The following is a 19,353-nucleotide window of genomic DNA, read 5'->3' as shown; positions in this document are numbered from 1 at the left end:
GCCGCATCCGGAGCTGCCCGCATGGACGTCGACCTGACGGCCGACGACTACGCCGACTTCGCCGTCTACGTGTACAAGCGGCCCGAGCTGCGCCGCCGCCGCTACCGCTCGCACCTGCGCTTCGCGATCCTGATGATCGTGGCGCTGCTGGCCTATCTGGTCTGGCAGACCTGGGACGGCAAGGGGCCCGACTGGGCCCGCATCCTGCCCGTGTATTTCGAGGGGCTGGCGGTGGGGCTGGGCATTCTCGCGGTGCTGGCGCTGGCCTATGAATACGTGCTGCCGGCGCTGGTGCGCAAGAACACCCGGCGCATGCTGGCCCGGCAGCCCGACGAGCTGTTCCTGGGCCGCCACCGGCTGGAGTTCGGCCCCGACGGCGTCTCGGATTCCACCGCCGCCGCCTCCGGGCGCATGGCGTGGTCCGATGTGCGGCGGGTCGAGGAAACCCCGGACCATCTCTATGTCATTCTCGGCACCTTGCAAGGCGTGATCATCCCCAAGCGCGGACAGGACGCCGCCACGCTGGAGGCGGTGCGCGCGCAACTGCGCGCGCACGTGGCCGACACGCAGCTGATGCCGTCCGCGCCGGCGCGCTGACGCCGTTTCGATGAATTTGTCTACCTGAAACCATCATGACCGACAGCAATCAACCCGGCCTGTTCGACGCCACTCCGCCCGACGGCGAGGGCGACGCCGCCATCACCCTGGCGCGCTACGCGGAACAAGCCTATCTAGACTATGCCGTATCCGTGGTGCGCGGCCGCGCCCTGCCGGACGTGGGCGACGGCCAGAAACCCGTGCAGCGCCGCATCCTGTACGCCATGCAGGCGATGGGGCTGGGCGCCGGCGCCAAGCCGGTGAAGTCCGCGCGCGTCGTCGGCGACGTGCTGGGCAAATACCATCCGCACGGCGACCAGGCCGCCTACGACGCCATGGTGCGCATGGCGCAGGACTTCTCGCTGCGCTATCCGCTGATCGACGGCCAGGGCAACTTCGGCTCGCGCGACGGCGACAACGCCGCCGCCATGCGCTACACCGAAGCGCGCCTGACGCCCATCGCCAAGCTGCTGCTCGACGAGCTGGACGAGGGCACCGTGGACTTCGTGCCCAACTATGACGGCAGCCAGCAGGAGCCGCAGATGCTGCCGGCGCGCCTGCCGGTGATGCTGCTCAACGGCGCCTCGGGCATCGCGGTCGGCATGGCCACCGAAATCCCGCCGCACAACCTGCGCGAAGTGGCGCAGGCCTGCGTGGCGCTCATCAAGCATCCGCAGCTGCCCGACGCCGAGCTGCACGCGCTGGTGCCCGGGCCGGACTTCGCCGGCGGCGGCCAGATCATCACCCCGCCCGAGGACATCGCCCAGATCTACGCGTCCGGCCGCGGCTCACTGAAGGTGCGCGCCCGCTGGCAGTTCGAGGAAATGGCGCGCGGCCAGTGGCAGCTGGTGGTCCACGAGCTGCCGCCCGGCACCTCGTGCCAGAAGGTGCTCGAAGAGATCGAGGAAATCACCAATCCCAAGGTCAAGACCGGCAAGAAGAGCCTGACGCCCGAGCAGACGCAGGCCAAGGCGGTCATGCTGAACCTGCTGGACGCGGTGCGCGACGAGTCGGGCAAGGACGCCGCCGTGCGCCTGGTGTTCGAACCCAAGACTTCGCGCGTGGACCGCGACGAATTCGTCAACACGCTGCTGGCGCAGACCAGCATGGAAAGCAGCGCCTCGGTCAACCTGGTGTGCATCGGCACCGACGGCCGGCCGCGCCAGAAGGGCCTGCGCGACATCCTGGTCGAATGGCTGGCGTTCCGCACCAATACCGTGGTGCGCCGCACGCGCTTCCGCCTGGACAAGGTGATCGACCGCATCCACGTGCTGGAAGGCCGCATGGTCGTCTACCTGAACGTGGACGAAGTGATCCAGACGATCCGCGAATCCGACGAGCCGCGCGCCGCGCTGATGGAGCGCTTCAAGCTGTCGGAGCGGCAGGCCGAGGACATCCTCGAAATGCGCCTGCGCCAGCTGGCCCGCCTGGAAGGCTTCAAGATCGAGCAGGAACTGGCCGACAAGCGCGAGGAACAGCTGCGCCTGCAGGAGCTGCTGGACAATCCCGCCGCGCTCAAGCGCCTGCTGGTCAAGGAAATCGAGGCCGACGCCAAGCAGTACGGCGACGATCGCCGCACGCTGATCGAGACCGCCGAGCGCGCCGTGCTGGAGACCAAGGTGCTGGACGAGCCGGTCACCGTGATCGTGTCGCAGAAGGGCTGGCTGCGCGCCCGCCAGGGCCACGGCCACGACGCCGCGCAATTCGGCTTCAAGCAGGGCGACGATCTCTACGGCGCCTTCGAATGCCGCACCACCGACACGCTGATCGCGATGGGCGACAACGGGCGCGTCTATTCGGTGCCCGTCTCGGCGCTGCCCTCGGCGCGCGGCGACGGCCAGCCGGTGACCACCATGATCGACCTGGGACCGGGCACGCGCATCGTGCACACCATCGCGGCGTCTCCCGACAGCCGCTGGCTGCTGGCCACGCGCGGCGGCTACGGCTTCGCGGCCAAGCTGTCCGACATGGTCAGCCGCCAGCGCGCCGGCAAGCAGTTCATCACGCTGGAAGAGGGCGACGCGCTGCTGCGCCCGGTGCCGCTGTTCAAGGGCGCCACCCAGCTTGCGCTGCTGTCGCACAAGGGCAAGTTCCTGGTCTTCGGCCTGGACGAGGTCAAGACCCTGTCGGGCGGCGGACGCGGCACCATCCTGATGGGCCTGGACGCCTCCGACAAGCTGGACCAGACCGTGCCCATCGGCGCGGGCGGCCTGCGCGCCGCCGGCATCTACCGCAACAAGCACACCGAGGACATCCTGGCCGGCGAGGCGCTGGCGGTCTACGTCGGCAAGCGCGCCCGCAAGGGACGCGCGCTGGACGTGCGGCCCAAGCAGCCGGTGCTGTCGCCGGTGCTGGGCTGATTTTGCGTGGGGGGCGTTCGGCGCCCGATGGGTTCCGCGCGCTTGAGATTTTCTTTCTTGCGCAGTGTTTCTCGCGCTGCACCCATCTTACGGTTTCACCATCGTAGGATGGGTGCAGCGCGAGAGCTCCTGGAAAAAAACTCGAACGCCAAGCGCGCGGAACCCATCGGGCGCCGAACGCCGCCATCCCGTCAAACCGCCGTGGCGCGCAACCTTCCCACGGCGGCGCCGCCGTCGCGCCGGCCCTGGCGCGCCCACATGCCCGCCAGCAGCAACAGCGCCGGCACGTAAACCCAGAAGTCGGACCAGCGCTGCGGGTTGGGCGCCTTCACTTCCAGCACGTCCCAGCCTTGCTCCCAGCCGGCGCGTTCGGCGCGGCTGCCGAAGCGCAGGCCGCCGATCTGCGTCTGGCCGCCCAGGCTCATCAGCGTCACCCCGGCCTCGGCCAGGCGCTTGCGGCCCGCGTCCTGCGCGCCCGCGTCTTCCAGCGCGGGCAGGGCGACCGCCACGGTCTTGGTCAGCTCGTCGCCCTCCAGGTTGATGCCGCGCAGCACCACGGTCAGGCGGCCGTTGTCCGGCAGCGCCGCGGCGATGGCCTGCATTTCGGCGGCCGGACGGCTTTCGTGGCGCGCGGCGAAATGGTCCATGAACCAATCCGGCCGGAACAGCATGAAGGTCACCAGCAGCAGCAGGCAGACCTCCAGCCGGGTACAGCGCGTGCGGAACCACCCCATGGTGGCCGCGGCGAAGGTCAGCGAGGCCAGGGTGGCGCCGGCCACCACCAGCGCCAGTTCCCAGCCGTAGCTGACGTCGATCAGCAGCAGCATGGGGTTGAACACGAACATGAACGGCAGGATGGCCGTGCGGGCCGCGTAGGTGACGCCCTGTATGCCGGTCTTGATCGGGTCTTCGCCGGAGATCGCGGCGGCCGCGAAAGTGGCCAGGCCCACCGGCGGCGTGATGTCGGCCATGATGCCGTAATAGAACACGAACATGTGCACGGCGATCAGCGGAATCACCAGCCCGTTCTGCGCGCCCAGCTCCACCACCACGGGGGCCATCAGCGTGGCCATTAGGATGTAGTTGGCGGTCGTGGGCATGCCCAGGCCCAGAATCAGGCACACCACCGCCGTGAAGATCAGCATCAGCAGCACGTTGCCCATCGACACCAGTTCGACGAAGGCGGTCATGCGCAGGCCCAGGCCGGTCAGCGTGATCGCGCCGACGATCAGCCCCGCGGTGCCGCAGGCGATGGCGATGCCTATCATGTTGCGCGCGCCTTCCTCCAGGCCGCCTATGGCCTCGCGCCAGCCCAGGCGCCAGGCCGGTCCGGTCGGCTGCTTGCGGAACCAGGCGATCAGCGGACGCTGCGTGACCATCTGGAACAGCATCCCCACGGCCGCCCAGAACGCGGACAGGCCGGCCGAGAATTCCTCCACGCTCAGGCACCACACCAGGATGCCGATGGGGATCAGGAAATACAGCCCGGCGCGCACCGTGGGCCAGGGCTGGGGGCGCACCGGATGGTTGATGTCTATGTCCTGCGGCAGGTCGGGGTGGCGCGCCGCGATGCGCAGCAGCCACAGGTACAGCGCCGCCAGGATGGCCAGCAGCACCCAGGTGGCGGCCGCGCCGGCCACCGCCTGGATGCCGGTGCCGATCCAGTAGACCGCGCCCATCACCACCAGCGTGCCGCTGATGCCCATGCCCCAGCCGGCCAGCTTCTGCAGCGGCGTGCGGGTCGGGCCCGAGGCCATCATGGGCTGGATGCCCAGCTTCAGCGCTTCGAGGTGCACGATGTAGAACAGCGCGATGTACGAGATCGAGGCCGGCAGGATCGCGTGGCGGATGATGTCGGTATAGGGGATGCCCACGTATTCGATCATCAGGAAGGCGGCCGCGCCCATCACCGGCGGCATGATCTGGCCGTTGACCGAAGAGGCGGTCTCGATCGCGCCGGCGCGCACGCCGCCGTAGCCGGCTTTTTTCATCAGCGGAATGGTGAAGATGCCGCCGGTCACCACGTTGGCCACCGAGGACGCCGACACCAGTCCGTTGACCGCGGACGACACCACGGCCACCTTGGCCGGGCCGCCGCGCAGATGGCCCAGCAGCGCGAACGACACCTGCATCATGTAGTTGCCGGCGCCGCACTTGTCCAGCAGCGAGCCCAGCAGCACGAAGATGAAGATGTACGACACCGACACGCCCAGCGCCACGCCGTACACGCCTTCGGTGGTGAGCCACATGTGCGACATCAGGCGTTCCAGCGAGGCGCCGCGGTGCGCCAGCACGTCGGGCAGCCAGGGGCCGGCCAGCGCGTAGGCCACGAACACCAGGCCCAGCACCGTCATGGGCAGGCCCAGCGCGCGCCGCGTCACTTCCAGCAGCAGCGCCAGGCCGATGGCGGCCGTGGCCACGTCCATGGTGGTGGGCTGGCCGGGGCGGCCGGCGAGCTCGTTATAGAAGATGTACAGATAGGCGCCGCAGAAGCCGGCCATCAGCGCCAGCGCCCAGTCGTACCAGGGCATGCGGTCGCGCGCCGAGCGTTTGCTGGCGGGATAGGCGAGGTAGCCCAGGAACATGGCCACGCCCAGATGCAGGGCGCGCGCCTCGGTGTCGTTGAAAATGCCCCAGTTCAGCGCGAACGGCAGCGGCGAGGCATACCAGAGCTGGAAGACGGACCAGATCAGCGCGCCGGCAGCCAGCGTGGCGCCCGCGACGCCGCCGGCATTGCGGCCTCCGCGGTCGGCGTCGGCGACCAGTTGATCCAGGTCCGGGGCCGGCGTGTGCGGCTCTTTTGTCATGAAATTCCCCTACGTTTCAGGACGCGCGCCGGCAAGCAGCGCGCGCGTGGCCCCTGCGCCCGTCGGGGCGCGAGGGCGCCAGCCGGCGGGCCGCGCATGGCGGCTCCGGCTGGCCGGTCGGTCCCGCGGCCTTAGAGCAGGCCCTTTTCCTTGAAGTACTTCTCGGCGCCCGGATGCAGCGGCGCCGACAGCCCGTTCTTCACCATGTCGGCGGCCTTCAGGTTGGCGAAGGCCGGGTGCAGCTTCTTGAAGTCGTCGAAGTTGTCGAACACGGCCTTGACCACGGTGTACACGGTGGCCTCGGGCACGTCGGCCGAGGTGACGAACGTGGCCGTGACGCCGTAGGTCTTGGTCTCTTCGGGGTTGTTGGGATAGAGCCCGGCCGGAATCGTGGCGTGGGCGTAGTAGGGATACTTTTCGACCAGCTTGTCCACCGCGGGGCCGGTCAGCGAAACCAGCTTGGCGCCGCAACTGGTGGTGGGGTCCTGGATATTGGCCGAGGGGTGGCCGACGCCGTAGAAAAAGCCGTCGATCTTGCCGTCGCACAGCGCCGAGCCGTGTTCGTCGGGGCGCAGTTCGGAGGCCAGCGAGAAGTCCTTCAGCGTCCAGCCCATGGTGGCCAGCAGCTCTTCCATCGAGGCCCGCGTGCCCGACCCGGGATTGCCGACGTTGAAGCGCTTGCCCTTCAGGTCCTCGAAGCGCTTGATGTTGGCTTCCTTGCGCGTGACCACGGTGAACGGCTCGGGATGGATGGAGAACACCGAGCGCAGCTTGGTGTAGGGACCGGCCTGTTTGAACTGGCCCTCGCCTTTGTAGGCGTTGAAGCCGACGTCGGACTGCACCACGCCCAGGTCCAGCTCGCCGGCCTTGATGGTGTTGGCGTTGAAGACCGAGCCGCCGGTCGATTCGACCGAACAGCGGATGCCGTGGGTGGCGCGGTCCTTGTTGACCAGGCGGCAGATGGCGCCGCCGGCGGCGTAATAGACGCCGGTGACGCCGCCGGTGCCGATGCTGACGAACTTCTGCTGGGCGGCGGCGGGCGCCGGCGCCGCCGACAGCAAAGCCGTGGCCAGGCCCGACGCGGCTAGCGTCCAGGCGGTGCGTTGGCCCAAGGTGTGTTTGACGGACGTGGTCATGCAAACTCCTTTTGGGGTTTTTCCCCGTGAGATTGCCGGTCTTTGCCGGCGGTCGGCGTTGCCCGTGAGCCGCGCAACGCCCTGTGCTTATCTACACGTGCCCCTTGCGGGGGCGGACGCAGGCGCGTTCAGCGCGCCTGCGCGATGGCGGCGTCGATGGCGCCGGCCAGGCGTTCGGTCAGCTGGTCGAGTTCGTCGTCGGTGATGATGAAGGGCGGGGCCAGCAGCACGTGGTCGCCGTGGCGGCCGTCGATGGTGCCGCCCATCGGGTAGACCATCAGCCCGCGCGCCATGGCTTCGCGCTTGATGCGCGCATGCAGCGCCAGCGCCGGATCGAAGGTCTGCTTGCTGGCGCGGTCCTGCACCAGTTCGACGCCCATGAAAAGGCCGCGGCCCCGGATGTCGCCGACGTGCGGGTGCGCGCCCAGCGCCTGTTCGAGGCGGGCGCGCAGGCCGGCGCCCTGCGCCTGCACGCGCGCCAGCAGGCCGTCGCGCCGGATGGTTTCCTGCACCGCCAGCGAGGCGGCGCAGGCCACCGCGTGGCCCAGATAGGTGTGGCCGTGCTGGAAAAAGCCGCTGCCCTGCTGCATGGCGTCGACGATGCGCTGCTGCGCCATGACCGCGCCGATGGGCTGGTAGCCGCCGCCCAGGCCCTTGGCGATGGTGATCAGGTCGGGCGTCACGCCTTCCTGCTCTACCGCGTACAGCGTGCCGGTGCGGCCCATGCCGCACATCACCTCGTCGGCGATCAGCAGCACGCCGTGGCGGTCGCATACCTCGCGCACGCGGCGGAAGTAGCCGGGCACGGCCGTCACCGCGCCGGCGGTGGCGCCGACCACGGGCTCGGCCACGAACGCCATCACGCTGCCCGGGCCCAGCCGCTCGAAAGCCTGTTCCAGCTCGGCGGCCAGGCGTTCGCCGTACTGTTCGGCGCTTTCGCCTTCGCGCTGGTCGCGGTAGGCGTAGCAGGGCGAGACGTGCTCCACCTCGATCAGCAGCGGCGCGAATTGCGCGCGGCGCCAGGCGTTGCCGCCCACGGCCAGCGCGCCCAGCGTGTTGCCGTGGTAGCTCTGGCGCCGCGCCACGATGTGGCGGCGCTCGGGCTGGCCGATTTCCACGAAATACTGGCGCGCCATCTTCAGCGCGGCCTCGACCGCCTCCGAGCCGCCCGACACGAAATAGGCGTGCGAGATGCCGGCCGGCGCGTCGGCCACCAGCCGGTGGGCCAGGCGCTCGGCCACTTCGGTGGTGAAGAAGCTGGTGTGCGCATAGGCCAGCGCGTCGATCTGCGCGTGCATGGCGGCCTGGATGTCGGGGTGGTTGTGGCCCAGGCAGGAAACGGCGGCGCCGCCCGATCCGTCGAGATAGGCGTGGCCGGCGCTGTCATAGACCCAGACGCCCTGGCCGCGTACGGCGACCGGCGGCGTCTGGCGCAGGGAACGATGCAGGACATGGGTTTGGTTCATGGGGCGATTCCGCAATACAGGGGTTGAAGGCGCATCCAGCGGGAGGTCAGGCCGGACGGCGGGGCTGGCCGCCGTTCCAGTAGATGTTGTCGTTGAGCAGGCGTTGTTCCACTTCGGTCAGGCGGCTCAGCACCGCGTCGCCGCCGCGCGCGGTCAGGCGCGCGATCAGGTGCTCGGCCAGGCCCAGCAGGCCGGAGGTGGTGTGGAAGAAAGAACCGGGGCCCTGGCGCGCGGGGCGGGCCTGCACGCCGGCGCGGTCGGGCGGGGCGAAGCGCAGCGTATGGCGCGCCTCCACGGCCAGCGGCGACAGCGGGTCGTCGGTCAGCGCGATCAGCGTCACGCCGCGCTGCGCCGTCTGGCGCGCCAGCTGCACGGTGGCGGTGGGATAGGGCGCCTGGGAAATCACGATCAGCGCGTCGCCGGGGCCGAGATTATCGGCCTGTTCGGCGGGCGCGCCGCCCAGCCCGTCGATCAGCACGCTGTTGCGGCGCACGAGCTGGTACGCATAACGCATCTGGAAGGCGATGCCGAAGGCCGAGCGCGTGCCCAGGAAGCCGACCTGGCCGGCTTCCAGCAGCGTCTGCACCGCGGCGTCGAAGGCGGCCGGCGGATTCAGCGCGCACACCGAGCCCACGGCCTGGATCTGGTATTCGGTCAGTACGTCGTGCCCGCCCGGCGCGGGCTCGCCGGCGGCGGCCTGCAAGGCGACGGCGCGCTCGCGCAGCCCGGGCTGGTTGGCCGCGGCCAGCGCCCGCTGGAAGGGCTGGCGGAACACCTCATAGCTGTCGAACCCCAGCGCGCGCGCCAGCCGCAGCATGGTGGCGGGGGCCACGCCCAGGGCCTGGGCCTGGCGCCGCATCGACCACATGCCCACTTCGGCCGGATGCGCCGCGACCCAGCGCGCCGCCCGTTGCAGCTCGGGCGGGAGGTGCTCCAGTTTTTCCTGGAGGGTGGAGAGCAGGTCCGAGGGCAGCGACATGACACGTAACGAATCGGAAAAAACACATGATAAATCTCTGTTCAATAAAAAAACATATGTTTCTCTAGGGGTTTCCGCCTAGCCCGCCGAGGGACAGCCGGGCTTGCCCCGCCCGGTGCGCAAGTCCCGCAATCCTGCTGCGATCCGCCGCAAATTCGTATTCATTTAATTACATCGTGCCGGGGTATTTTTGTTTGACTCGAATAGATCGTGCGCATATCATTCGTATAGAAATGAATTTTCACCCAGCCCCTCTTTCCATGACTGACGCAGCGAAATCCGATCCCTCACAGCAGTACGACCTGCGCATTTTGCGGGCCTTGCGCCGCATCACGCGTTCGATTGCGCTGCATTCGCGCCAGCTTTCCGCCGTCAGTCACATCACTGCGCCGCAGCTCATGTGTCTGCGCACCGTGATCGGCAACGGCCCGATGACGGCCACCGCCATCAGTCGCGAGATGCACGTCAGCCCCAGCACGGTGGTGGGCATTCTCGACCGCCTGGAAGACAAGGGCCTGATCCGCCGCGAACGCGGCCGCGAAGATCGCCGCATCGTGTTCGTCACGGCCACCCAGGCCGGCCGCGAACTGGCGCAGGGCGCGCCTTCGCCGCTGCAGAAACACCTGGCCGACGCGCTCAACGCGTTGCCGGAACTGGAACAGGCCACCATCACGCTGTCCCTGGAGCGCATCGTGGCGCTCATGGAGCAGGATGGCCAGGCCGCCGTCGACACGCATGGCGATGTGTCGTCGCCCATCCTTGAAGTGCCTACGGGCGGGGCACCCCCAGAATCGGGAATCGTCGCATGAAGAAAAACGAACTGGATCACACTACCCTCTCAAGTGCCGTGGCGCCGGCGGTCAGCGAGCAGACTCACACCATGCGTCTGCCCGACCGCAAAGACGGCGCCGCCATCCACCGCCTCATTGCCGAGTGCCCGCCACTCGATCTGAATTCCCTCTATGCGTATCTGCTCCTGGCCGAGCATTTCCGCGACACCTGCGTCCTGGCCGAAAGCTCCGGCGGACGTATCGACGGTTTTATCTCCGCTTACGTGATCCCGACCCGGCCCGACGTCCTGTTCGTCTGGCAGGTCGCGGTGCACACCCGCGCACGCGGCCATCGGTTGGGCCGCGCCATGCTACGCGAGCTCTTGCGGCGCAAGGGTCTCGAGCATGTCCGCTATCTCGAAACCACGGTGGGGCCTGACAACCAGGCATCGCGCCGCAGTTTCGCCGGCCTGGCCGGCGAACTCGGCGCCCACGTCTCCGAACAGCCGTTCTTCGACCGGCAACTGTTCGGCGGCGCGGACCACGACGACGAGATGTTGTTGAGGATAGGTCCGTTCGCCTTGCCGGCGCCCTAGCGGGCGGCGCAAGCCCAGCGGGCTTATCGACTACCGGGATGGTTGGCCGATCCGGGCGCGAATACGCCCCCGGAGGGCGCTGGCCGTCTGTCAACTTATGAGATGAAGGGAGGATTAATCATATGGACTTGAAAATCTTTGACCGGATGGAGTCGGAGGTGCGGGGCTACATCCGGTCGTTCCCCGTGATCTTCAATCAGGCCAGGGGTTCGACGCTGATCGATGAGGAAGGCACCGAGTACATCGACTTCTTCAGTGGCGCCGGCACCCTGAACTACGGCCACAACAATCCTGTTCTCAAGGAAAAGCTGCTGGAGTATGTGCAGTCGGACGGCGTCGTCCACGGCCTGGACATGGCCACCAGCGCGAAGAAGCGTTTCCTGGAGACGGTGGATCGCGTGCTGCTCAAGCCGCGCAACTGGCGCTACACCTTGCAGTTCACCGGTCCCACCGGCACCAACGCGGTCGAGGCCGCGCTGAAGATCGCGCGCCAGGTCAAGGGCCGCTCCAACGTCATCTCGTTCACGCACGGCTTTCACGGCGTGAGCGGCGGCTCGCTGGCGGTCACCGCCAACATGAAGTTCCGCGAAGCCTCCGGCTACGCGCTGGGCAACACCTCGTTCATGCCCTACGACGGATACTTCGGTCCGGACGTGGACACCATGGCCTACCTGGAGCGCATGCTCGAGGACCCCAGCAGCGGCATGGACAAGCCGGCCGCCGTCATCGTGGAAACGGTGCAGGGCGAAGGCGGCGTCAACGTCGCCACGCTGCGCTGGCTGAAGGAACTGGAAAAGCTGTGCCAGCGCCACGACATGCTGCTCATCGTGGACGACATCCAGGTCGGCTGCGGCCGTACCGGCACGTTCTTCAGCTTCGAGGCCGCGGGCATCCGCCCCGACATCATCACCCTGTCGAAGTCGCTGTCCGGCTTCGGCCTGCCGATGTCGCTGGTGCTGATGAAGCCCGAGCTGGACGTCTGGAAACCGGGCGCCCACAGCGGCACCTTCCGCGGCAACAACCTGGCCTTCGTCACCGCGACGCAGGCGCTGGAGACCTACTGGACCAACAGCGCCTTCGCCGCCGAGATCCAGCGCAAGGAACGCCAGGTCCGCGACTGGCTGGAGAACCTGGTGCACAGCTATCCCAACGCCGGCCTGTCGGTGCGCGGCCGCGGCCTGATCCAGGGGCTGGTGTGCAACGCCACGCCCGCGCTGGCCAACCGCATCGCGCAGAACGCCTTCAAGAAGGGCGTCGTGATCGAGACCTCGGGGGCGCAGGACGAAGTGCTCAAGCTGCTGCCCGCGCTCACGATCGAGGAAGAGCTGCTCGGCAAGGGCCTGGAAGTCATCGAGGCCAGCGTCGCCGAAGCGCTCGCCGAAGAAGGGCAGTCCGCCCGCATTCTGAAATTTGGAGGAAAACGTCAATGATCGTACGCAATGTCAAAGATGTGATCGGCACCGCCGACGAAGTCCGCACCGACACCTGGGTCAGCCGCCGCGTGCTGCTGAAGAAGGACGGGATGGGGTTTTCCTTCCATGAAACCACCATCTTTCCGGGCGGGCGCACTCATATCCACTACAAGAACCATCTTGAAGCGGTGTGGTGCATCGAGGGTGACGGCTCCATCGAAACCATTGCCGACGGCAAGAAGTACGACCTGGGCCCCGGCGTGGTCTACGCCCTGAACGAACACGACGAGCACTGGCTGTGCGGCGGCAAGGAGCCGCTGCGCGTCATCTGCGTCTTCAATCCGCCGCTGACCGGCCAGGAAGTGCATGACAAGGAAGGCGTCTACGCACTGCCCGAGGCCGAGGCCCAGGCCGCGGCCTGATACAAGGAGGTTTGCATGATCTCACCTGCACAGGATCCGTACGCCTCGCGTACGGATCGAAGTTCCGCCATCATCGCCCGCCAGGACCCGGTGGTCTACGAGAACGGCCAGTACGCCAACGCCCTCGACGCCGAGCAGATCGGCGCTTACGAGCGCGACGGCTTCCTGCTGCTGGAAAACCTGTTCTCCGACGACGAGGTCCGGGCGCTGTCGTCCGAGGTCGAGCGCATGACGCGCGATCCCTCGATCATCCGCCGCGAAGAGTCCATCACCGAGCCGGGCAGCAACGCGGTGCGCTCCATCTTCATGGTGCACGTGCTCAACCCCGTGCTGGCGCGCCTGATGCGCGATCCGCGGCTGGTCAACGTGGCGCGCCAGATCCTCGGCTCCGAGGTCTACATCCACCAGTCCCGCGCCAACATGAAGCCGGGCTTCAAGGGCAAGGAGTTCTACTGGCACTCCGACTTTGAAACCTGGCACGTCGAAGACGGCATGCCGGCCATGCGCGCGCTGAGCTGCTCGGTGCTGCTGACCGACAACAACGAGTGCAACGGCCCGCTGATGCTGGTGCCGGGCTCGCACCGCCAGTTCATCTCGTGCGTGGGCGAGACGCCCAACGAGCACTACAAGCAGTCGCTGAAGAAACAGGAATACGGCGTGCCGGACCCGGTCAGCCTGCAGCTGCTGGTGGAGCAAGGCGGCATCCGCACCATGACGGCCAAGGCCGGCTCGGTGGTGTTCTTCGACTGCAACACGATGCACGGCTCGAACAGCAACATCTCGCCGTGGCCGCGCGCCAACGTGTTCACCGTCTACAACAGCATGGAGAACACCTTGAATCCGCCCAAGTACGGGCTCACGCCGCGTCCCGAGCACATCGCGACGCGCAAGGCGTTCAAGGCGGTCACCCCGCTGGACACCCTGAAACTGGTCGGCGGCTGAGCCGCCGCCACGCAATAGCCCGGGCCCGTCCCGGGCTATTGTTTTTGGCGCGCCGCTTTTTGCTATTCTGGCGCATTCCGCCACCCAGGAATCCGGTACGCCATGTCCGCCCGCATCCTCAGCCTGCACATCTACCCGCTCAAATCCTGCGCGGGCATCGATCTGAACGAATCCCCCATCGACCGCGCCGGCCTGGCGTGGGACCGCCGCTGGATGCTGATCGGCGCGGACGGCTTCATGACCCAGCGCCAGTGGCCGGCCATGGCCCTGATCCGCCCGGCGCTCACGGCCGGCGCGCTGCGCCTGTCCGCGCCCGGCATGCCGGACCTGGACGTGCCGCTGGACGGTTCCGGCCTGGCGTCCGAGGTGGAACAGGTCGGCGTCTGGAAGGACACGATCGCGGCCCGCCGCGAAAGCGAGGAGGCCGCGCGCTGGTTCTCCGAATTCCTCGATACGCCTTGCCGCCTGTACAAGGTCGACACGGCCGCCAGCCGGCCGGCCAAGCTGGATTGGGTGGGGCGCTGGCTCGAGGCCCATCCCGAACTGGCCGACAGCTTCGCAGGCGATCACTATTTCGGCTTTGCCGACGGTTTTCCGCTGCTGGTGGCCAACCAGGCCTCGCTGGACGACCTCAACGCCCGCCTGCAGGCCAAGGGCGCGGCCGCGGTGCCGATGGACCGCTTCCGGCCCAATATCGTCGTGCAGGGGGAATGGGAGGCCTACGAGGAAGACCATACCGCCATGATCGAGACGGCCGGCGTGAAGATGGCGTTCGTCAAGCCCTGCACGCGCTGCTCCATTCCCGACATCGACCAGCGCACCGCCCAGCGCAACGAAGAGCCGGGCCGCACGCTGTCGGCCTACCGCAATCTGGAGCTGGGCGTGGTGTTCGGCCAGAACGCCATCGTCGACGCGCCCGCGGGGGCGCGCCTGAAAGTGGGCGACGGCGTGGAGATCGAACTGGATTTCTGAGCCGCCGCGCCGGGCCTCAGGCCGAGGACAGCTTCAGCCCCACCAGGCCGAGCACGATGAAGATCACGCTGGCGATGCGCATCCAGCTGGTGGATTCGCCGAACAGCACGATGCCGGCCACGAAGGCGCCTATCGTGCCGATGCCCACCCAGACCGCGTAGGCGGTGCCCAGCGGCAGCGTCTTCATGGCCACGGCCAGCAGCCAGAAGCTGATGATCATGCCGCCTACGGTAAGCAGCGACGGCCACAGACGGGTGAACCCGTGGGTGTACTTCAGGCCCACGGCCCAGACGATTTCAAAAAGGCCTGCAAGCACCAGGATGATCCAGGTCATGTACGACTCCGATTGCAGGGGCCGTCCCCGGAAGAAGGGCGCGCCGGCCCTGTGCGGCCGCACGCGGCAGCGGGCCGTCCCGCTGCGGCAAAAATTATAGAATACCGGCTTGCAGCGGCAAAACCGGATGCCGGGCATCACTCTTGCAACACCTCGCGTTCCGGGCGCGAAACCAGGATATTTCCATCATGCAACGCATCATGCTGCGGGCAAAGCTGCACCGCGTCACCGTCACTGAAGCCGACCTTCACTACGAAGGCTCGTGCGGCATCGACGAAGACCTGCTGGACGCTGCCGGCATGCGCGAGTTCGAACGCATCGAACTCTATAACGTCACCAACGGCGAACGCTTCGACACCTACATCATCAAGGCGGCCCGCGGCAGCGGCGCCATCTCGCTGAACGGCGCGGCCGCGCGCCGCGCCCAGGTCGGCGACCTGCTGATCATCTGCACCTACGGCCCGATGTCCGAGGCCGATTCGGCCGTGCACAAGCCGCAGGTCGTGCTGGTGGACGACGCCAACCGCGTCAAGGAAATCCGCAAGTTCCCGGCCTGACGCCGGGCCGCCCGCGGCGCCCGCCCCGAGGGGCGGCGCCGCGCCAACCCTGAACCGTTTCATCATGAGCTTCCAGGTCATCATCCAACCCAGCCAGCATCAATTTCCGGTCGAGCCCGGCCAGACCGTGCTCGACGCCGCCCTGGCCGCCGGCATCGTCCTGCCCTACAGCTGCCGCAACGGCGCCTGCTCCACCTGCAAGGGCCGCGTGGTTTCCGGGGAGTTCGATGCCGGTCAGTATCCGGCGCAGATCCTCTCGCCCGAGGAACTGGCCAACGGCTACACGCTGTTCTGCCAGGCCCGGCCCGCCTCCGACATGGTGGTCGAGTCCACCGAGGTCCGGCTGGCCAGCGACATCCAGATCCGCAAGCTGCCCTCGCGCGTGCAGGCGCTGGAGCGCGTGGCGCCGGACGTCACGGTGATCAGGCTGCAGCTGCCGGCCTCGGAACAGTTCCGCTATTACGCCGGGCAGTACATCGAGGTCATCCTCAAGGACGGCCGCCGCCGCAGCTATTCCATGGCCGGCGCGCCGCACACCGGCAGCCCGCTGGAGCTGCACATCCGCCACATGCCGGGCGGCGTCTTCACCGACCACGTGTTCGGCGCGGGCGAAACCCAGATGAAAGAGCGCGAGATCCTGCGCCTGGAGGGGCCGTTCGGCTCCTTCTTCCTGCGCGAAGACAGCGACAAGCCGGTCGTGCTGCTGGCCAGCGGCACCGGGTTCGCCCCGGTCAAGGCCATCGTCGAGCACATGATCCACGAGAACATCCGCCGCCCGGTGGCGCTGTACTGGGGCGGACGCCGTCCGCGCGACCTGTACATGCACGAGCTGGCGCAATCGTGGGCGGCGCAGCTGCCCGACTTCCGCTACGTGCCGGTGGTCTCCAACGCGCTGCAGGAAGACGAGTGGGGCGGGCGCACCGGCTTTGTCCACGAAGCCGTCATGCACGACATCCCCGACCTGTCGGGCCACCAGGTGTACGCCTGCGGCACGCCGCTGATGGTGGACGCGGCCCGGCGCGAGTTCAGCGCCCAGAACGGACTGCCGCCGGAGGAGTTCTACGCCGACGCCTTCACGTCCGAAGCCGACCTGGCGAAAGCCGCTTCCTGAGTAACAGGGCATTAATGGAAAGGGGCGGAACGCACAGGCCTGGAATGGTTTGTGACTTCCGCCCCTTTTTATTCCGTAGGCGAGGGCAAAACAGCAAGGTAAACTGCCGTGGCAGCAGCTTGCCAGGGATTGCGGACATCGGGTCCGCGGGCCGAGCTGGCACGCAAGGAGCAATGCGGGCATGAAAGTAGCGGTATTGGGTGGCGGCATCATCGGAATCTCCAGCGCCTGGTGGCTGAACCAGGCCGGCCATGATGTCGTGGTCATCGACCGCTGCACCGGGCCCGCCCAGGAAACCAGCCTGGCCAACGGCGCGCAGATCTCGGTCTCGTACGCCGAACCCTGGGCCAATCCGCAGGCGCCGCTCAAGCTGCTCAAATGGATGTTCCAGGACAACGCGCCGCTGCTGTTCCGCCCGCAGCTCGACTGGCGGCAATGGATGTGGGGCCTGGCGTTCCTGCGCGAATGCCTGCCCGGGCGCCTGGCGCCCAATATCCGCGCCATGGTCCGCATGGCCGAATACAGCCGCGCCACGCTGCGCGCCATGCGCGCCGAACTCGGCATCCAGTACGACCATCTCGAACGCGGCATCCTGAATTTCTACCGCGACCAGCACGAATTCGAAAGCTCTCAGCGCGCCGCTGGCCTGATGCGCGACTTCGGCGTGGAGCGCCGCGTCATCTCGGCCGACGAGGTCATCGCCATCGAGCCGGCCCTGGCGCCGCACCGCCAGACCATCGTCGGCGGCGACTACACGCCCGAGGACGAAAGCGGCGACGTGCACCTGTTCACCGTGGCCCTGGCCGAACGCTGCGCGCGCGCCGGCGTCGAGTTCCGCTACAGCACCCGCGCGACGCGCCTGCTGACCACCGGCGGCACCGCCCAGGGCGTCGAGATCATCGGCCCCGACGGCCGCTACGGCACCCTGGCGGCCGACGCCTACGTCGTGGCCATGGGCAGCTTCAGCCCGTCTTTGCTGCGCCCGCTGGGCATCCCCTGCAACGTCTACCCGGCCAAGGGCTATTCGGCCACCTTCCCGGTGATCAAGCCCGACGCCGCGCCCATGGTCAGCCTGACCGACAGCAGCCACAAAGTCGTTTTCTCGCGCCTGGGCGACCGCCTGCGCATGGCGGGCACCGCCGAACTGTCGGGCTATTCGCGCGGCCTGAACACCGGCCGCTGCGAAGCCATGACGCGGCTGGCGCGCGAACTGTTTCCCGACGCGCTCGATTTCGAGCGCGTCAGCTACTGGTCGGGCCTGCGCCCGTCCACTCCCTCGAACGTGCCCATCATAGGCCGCAGCCGTATCCCCAACCTGTATATCAATACGGGGCACGGTACGCTCGGCTGGACGATGGGCGTTGGCTCGGGCCGGGCTCTGGCCGACCTGCTCAGCGGGCGGCGGCCGGAACCGGAATTCCCTTTTCTTGGTCTGTGAACCTATGAAGAATCTGCAACTGGCGGGCATTGCCCGCGCGATGTTCGCCAACCGGCGCGCATGGGTGTTCGGCGCCGCCATGGCGATGGCCGGAGCGGCAAACGCCGCGGCGGTGGAAATACAGGTCTGGCACACCCTGACCGACGCAAACAAGGCCGAGTTCGAAAAACTCGCCAAGCAATACAACAAAGAGCAGGATGAGGTCCGCGTCACGCTGCGCGGCTTCGCCTCGCCCGCCGCGCTGCAGCAGGAAGCCGTGGCCGCGGTAAAGGCCAAGAAGGGCCCGAACCTGCTGCAGCTGACCGACAACCACTCGCCCGAAGTCGTGGCCGAGCACAAGGCCGTGCTGCCGCTGTACGAACTGCTGGCCAAGTATCCGATCAAGGACCTCAACTGGTTCGTGCCGGCCACCAGCAGCTTCACCCGCGACAGCAAGGGCCGCCTGCTGGCCTTCCCCTGGATGGCCGAAGTGCCGGTGATGTTCTACAACACCGCCGCCTACAAGAAGGCCGGGCTGGACCCCAACAAGCCGGCCCGCACCTGGACCACGCTGCAGGGCGAACTGCTCAAGCTGCGCGACGTGGCCAATTTCGACTGTCCCTATGCCACCAGCGAACAGGTCACGGTCCACCTGGAGAACCTGGCCCCGGTCAACAACCAGCCGTTCACCAGCAACAACAACGGCCTGGGCGCCGTTAGCAAGAAGGCCGCCGCGCCGGCCATGCAGTTCGACACGCTCTACATGCGCCACATCTCGCTGATGGTGAGCTGGAAGCGTTCGCTGCTGTTCGTGGCGCACTCCGGCGACAACGCTAGCGACAAGCTGTTCGCCAAGGGCGAATGCGCGGTGCTGACCTCCAACAGCGGCGCCTTCGGCCAGTTCGTCAACACCAAGTCGCTGTCCTTCGGCGTGGCGCCGCTGCCTTACTACGACCAGGTCACCAAGGACGGCGGCAAGCCGTTCGTGAGCGGCTCGGCGCTGTGGGCGCTCGACGGCCATCCCAAGGCCGAGGAAAAAGCCACCGCCCAGTTCCTGGCCTGGCTGTCCAAGCCCGTGATCGCGGCGCAGTGGCACCAGCGCACCGGCTATCTGCCGCTGACCGAAGCCGCCTTCCGCGCATCCGACGTCTCGTTCTACGAGCGCATCCCCGGCGTGCAGGCGCTGATCGCCTCCATGAGCAGCCAGCCCACGACCAACAGCCGCGGTTTCCGCATGGCCAACTACGAACGCATCGAGCCGGTTTTCAACACCCAGCTCAATGAAGCCTTCGAAGGCAAGGTGCCGCCGGTCGCGGCCCTGAACAACGCCGCCAACCAGGCGCGCAGCATCGCCGCGCAACGCTGACCGCGTTTACGCGCAGCCAGCCCGGCCAGTCGTACTGGCCGGGCTTTTTTTATGCGCCCGCGCGCCGCTTGATCCTTCCGGGACCGGCGCGACCATTCCATCCCTGCGT

The 19,353-nt window shown here is 67.6% G+C and carries 17 protein-coding genes; 12 read left to right on the top strand and 5 right to left on the bottom strand.

Translation table 11 applies throughout. From position 1 onward, the window contains the following. Window positions 1-21 precede the first annotated feature (21 nt). On the top strand, window positions 22-597 hold the full coding sequence (locus tag AC1M14_RS17910; RefSeq protein ID WP_440130616.1) for a YcxB family protein: 576 nt from the start codon (window positions 22-24) through the stop codon (window positions 595-597). Between the two features lie 35 nt (window positions 598-632). Then, window positions 633-2,957, top strand: coding sequence for a DNA topoisomerase IV subunit A (gene parC / locus AC1M14_RS17905; RefSeq protein WP_479730192.1), 2,325 nt, complete (start codon window positions 633-635; stop codon window positions 2,955-2,957). 191 nt (window positions 2,958-3,148) lie between these two features. Here parC and AC1M14_RS17900 read toward each other — a convergent pair whose 3' ends face one another. The 4 genes from AC1M14_RS17900 to AC1M14_RS17885 form a co-directional block, all read right to left on the bottom strand. Further along, window positions 3,149-5,764: a TRAP transporter fused permease subunit gene (locus tag AC1M14_RS17900; RefSeq protein ID WP_209164765.1), complete on the bottom strand. Its 2,616-nt coding sequence runs from the start codon at window positions 5,762-5,764 to the stop codon at window positions 3,149-3,151. 131 nt (window positions 5,765-5,895) lie between these two features. Then, window positions 5,896-6,900, bottom strand: coding sequence for a TAXI family TRAP transporter solute-binding subunit (locus tag AC1M14_RS17895; protein WP_111827226.1), 1,005 nt, complete (start codon window positions 6,898-6,900; stop codon window positions 5,896-5,898). 128 nt (window positions 6,901-7,028) lie between these two features. Then, a complete protein-coding gene (locus AC1M14_RS17890; RefSeq protein ID WP_479730191.1) occupies window positions 7,029-8,366 on the bottom strand; it encodes an aspartate aminotransferase family protein in 1,338 nt (445 codons plus the stop codon). Between the two features lie 46 nt (window positions 8,367-8,412). After that, on the bottom strand, window positions 8,413-9,345 hold the full coding sequence (locus tag AC1M14_RS17885) for a MurR/RpiR family transcriptional regulator (protein ID WP_479730190.1): 933 nt from the start codon (window positions 9,343-9,345) through the stop codon (window positions 8,413-8,415). Between the two features lie 260 nt (window positions 9,346-9,605). Between AC1M14_RS17885 and AC1M14_RS17880 the strand changes: the two genes are divergently transcribed. From AC1M14_RS17880 to AC1M14_RS17855, 6 genes are all read left to right on the top strand, one after another. Continuing rightward, window positions 9,606-10,154, top strand: a complete 549-nt coding sequence (locus AC1M14_RS17880; RefSeq protein ID WP_102771757.1) for a MarR family winged helix-turn-helix transcriptional regulator — start codon at window positions 9,606-9,608, stop codon at window positions 10,152-10,154. Continuing rightward, on the top strand, window positions 10,151-10,711 hold the full coding sequence (gene ectA, locus AC1M14_RS17875) for a diaminobutyrate acetyltransferase (protein WP_102771756.1): 561 nt from the start codon (window positions 10,151-10,153) through the stop codon (window positions 10,709-10,711). The genes AC1M14_RS17880 and ectA overlap by 4 nt, the downstream gene beginning before the upstream one ends. A 122-nt stretch (window positions 10,712-10,833) precedes the next feature. Then, the gene (gene ectB, locus AC1M14_RS17870) at window positions 10,834-12,141 is read left to right on the top strand and encodes a diaminobutyrate--2-oxoglutarate transaminase (RefSeq protein ID WP_102771755.1); all 1,308 of its coding nucleotides are present in this window, start codon (window positions 10,834-10,836) and stop codon (window positions 12,139-12,141) included. Then, on the top strand, window positions 12,138-12,545 hold the full coding sequence (locus AC1M14_RS17865) for an ectoine synthase (RefSeq protein WP_102771754.1): 408 nt from the start codon (window positions 12,138-12,140) through the stop codon (window positions 12,543-12,545). Before ectB ends, AC1M14_RS17865 begins: the two co-directional genes overlap by 4 nt. A gap of 15 nt (window positions 12,546-12,560) precedes the next feature. Beyond that, complete coding sequence (gene thpD, locus AC1M14_RS17860) at window positions 12,561-13,487, top strand: ectoine hydroxylase (protein ID WP_102771753.1); 927 nt, start codon at window positions 12,561-12,563, stop codon at window positions 13,485-13,487. Window positions 13,488-13,589: 102 nt separating this feature from the next. Next, the gene (locus AC1M14_RS17855) at window positions 13,590-14,459 is read left to right on the top strand and encodes an MOSC N-terminal beta barrel domain-containing protein (RefSeq protein ID WP_209164766.1); all 870 of its coding nucleotides are present in this window, start codon (window positions 13,590-13,592) and stop codon (window positions 14,457-14,459) included. 16 nt (window positions 14,460-14,475) lie between these two features. Here the strand turns inward: AC1M14_RS17855 and sugE are convergent, their stop codons facing one another. Next, window positions 14,476-14,793, bottom strand: coding sequence for a quaternary ammonium compound efflux SMR transporter SugE (gene sugE, locus AC1M14_RS17850; protein ID WP_102771751.1), 318 nt, complete (start codon window positions 14,791-14,793; stop codon window positions 14,476-14,478). Window positions 14,794-14,981: 188 nt separating this feature from the next. On the opposite strand from sugE, the gene panD reads away from it, so the two are divergent. The 4 genes from panD to AC1M14_RS17830 all read left to right on the top strand — a co-directional run bounded on the left by panD (window position 14,982) and on the right by AC1M14_RS17830 (window position 19,244). Then, window positions 14,982-15,350 carry an aspartate 1-decarboxylase gene (gene panD / locus AC1M14_RS17845; protein WP_043541431.1) on the top strand — a complete coding sequence of 123 codons (369 nt, stop codon included), beginning with the start codon at window positions 14,982-14,984 and terminating at the stop codon, window positions 15,348-15,350. A 64-nt stretch (window positions 15,351-15,414) separates the two neighbouring features. After that, window positions 15,415-16,461, top strand: a complete 1,047-nt coding sequence (locus tag AC1M14_RS17840; RefSeq protein ID WP_102771750.1) for a CDP-6-deoxy-delta-3,4-glucoseen reductase — start codon at window positions 15,415-15,417, stop codon at window positions 16,459-16,461. A gap of 181 nt (window positions 16,462-16,642) precedes the next feature. Continuing rightward, window positions 16,643-17,899 carry a D-amino acid dehydrogenase gene (locus AC1M14_RS17835; protein WP_479730189.1) on the top strand — a complete coding sequence of 419 codons (1,257 nt, stop codon included), beginning with the start codon at window positions 16,643-16,645 and terminating at the stop codon, window positions 17,897-17,899. Between the two features lie 4 nt (window positions 17,900-17,903). Continuing rightward, on the top strand, window positions 17,904-19,244 hold the full coding sequence (locus tag AC1M14_RS17830) for an extracellular solute-binding protein (RefSeq protein ID WP_111827230.1): 1,341 nt from the start codon (window positions 17,904-17,906) through the stop codon (window positions 19,242-19,244). Window positions 19,245-19,353: the final 109 nt, after the last annotated feature.

Source organism: Achromobacter sp. SX5 (genome assembly GCF_056711425.1).
This window is presented reverse-complemented; position numbering and strand designations above follow the sequence as displayed.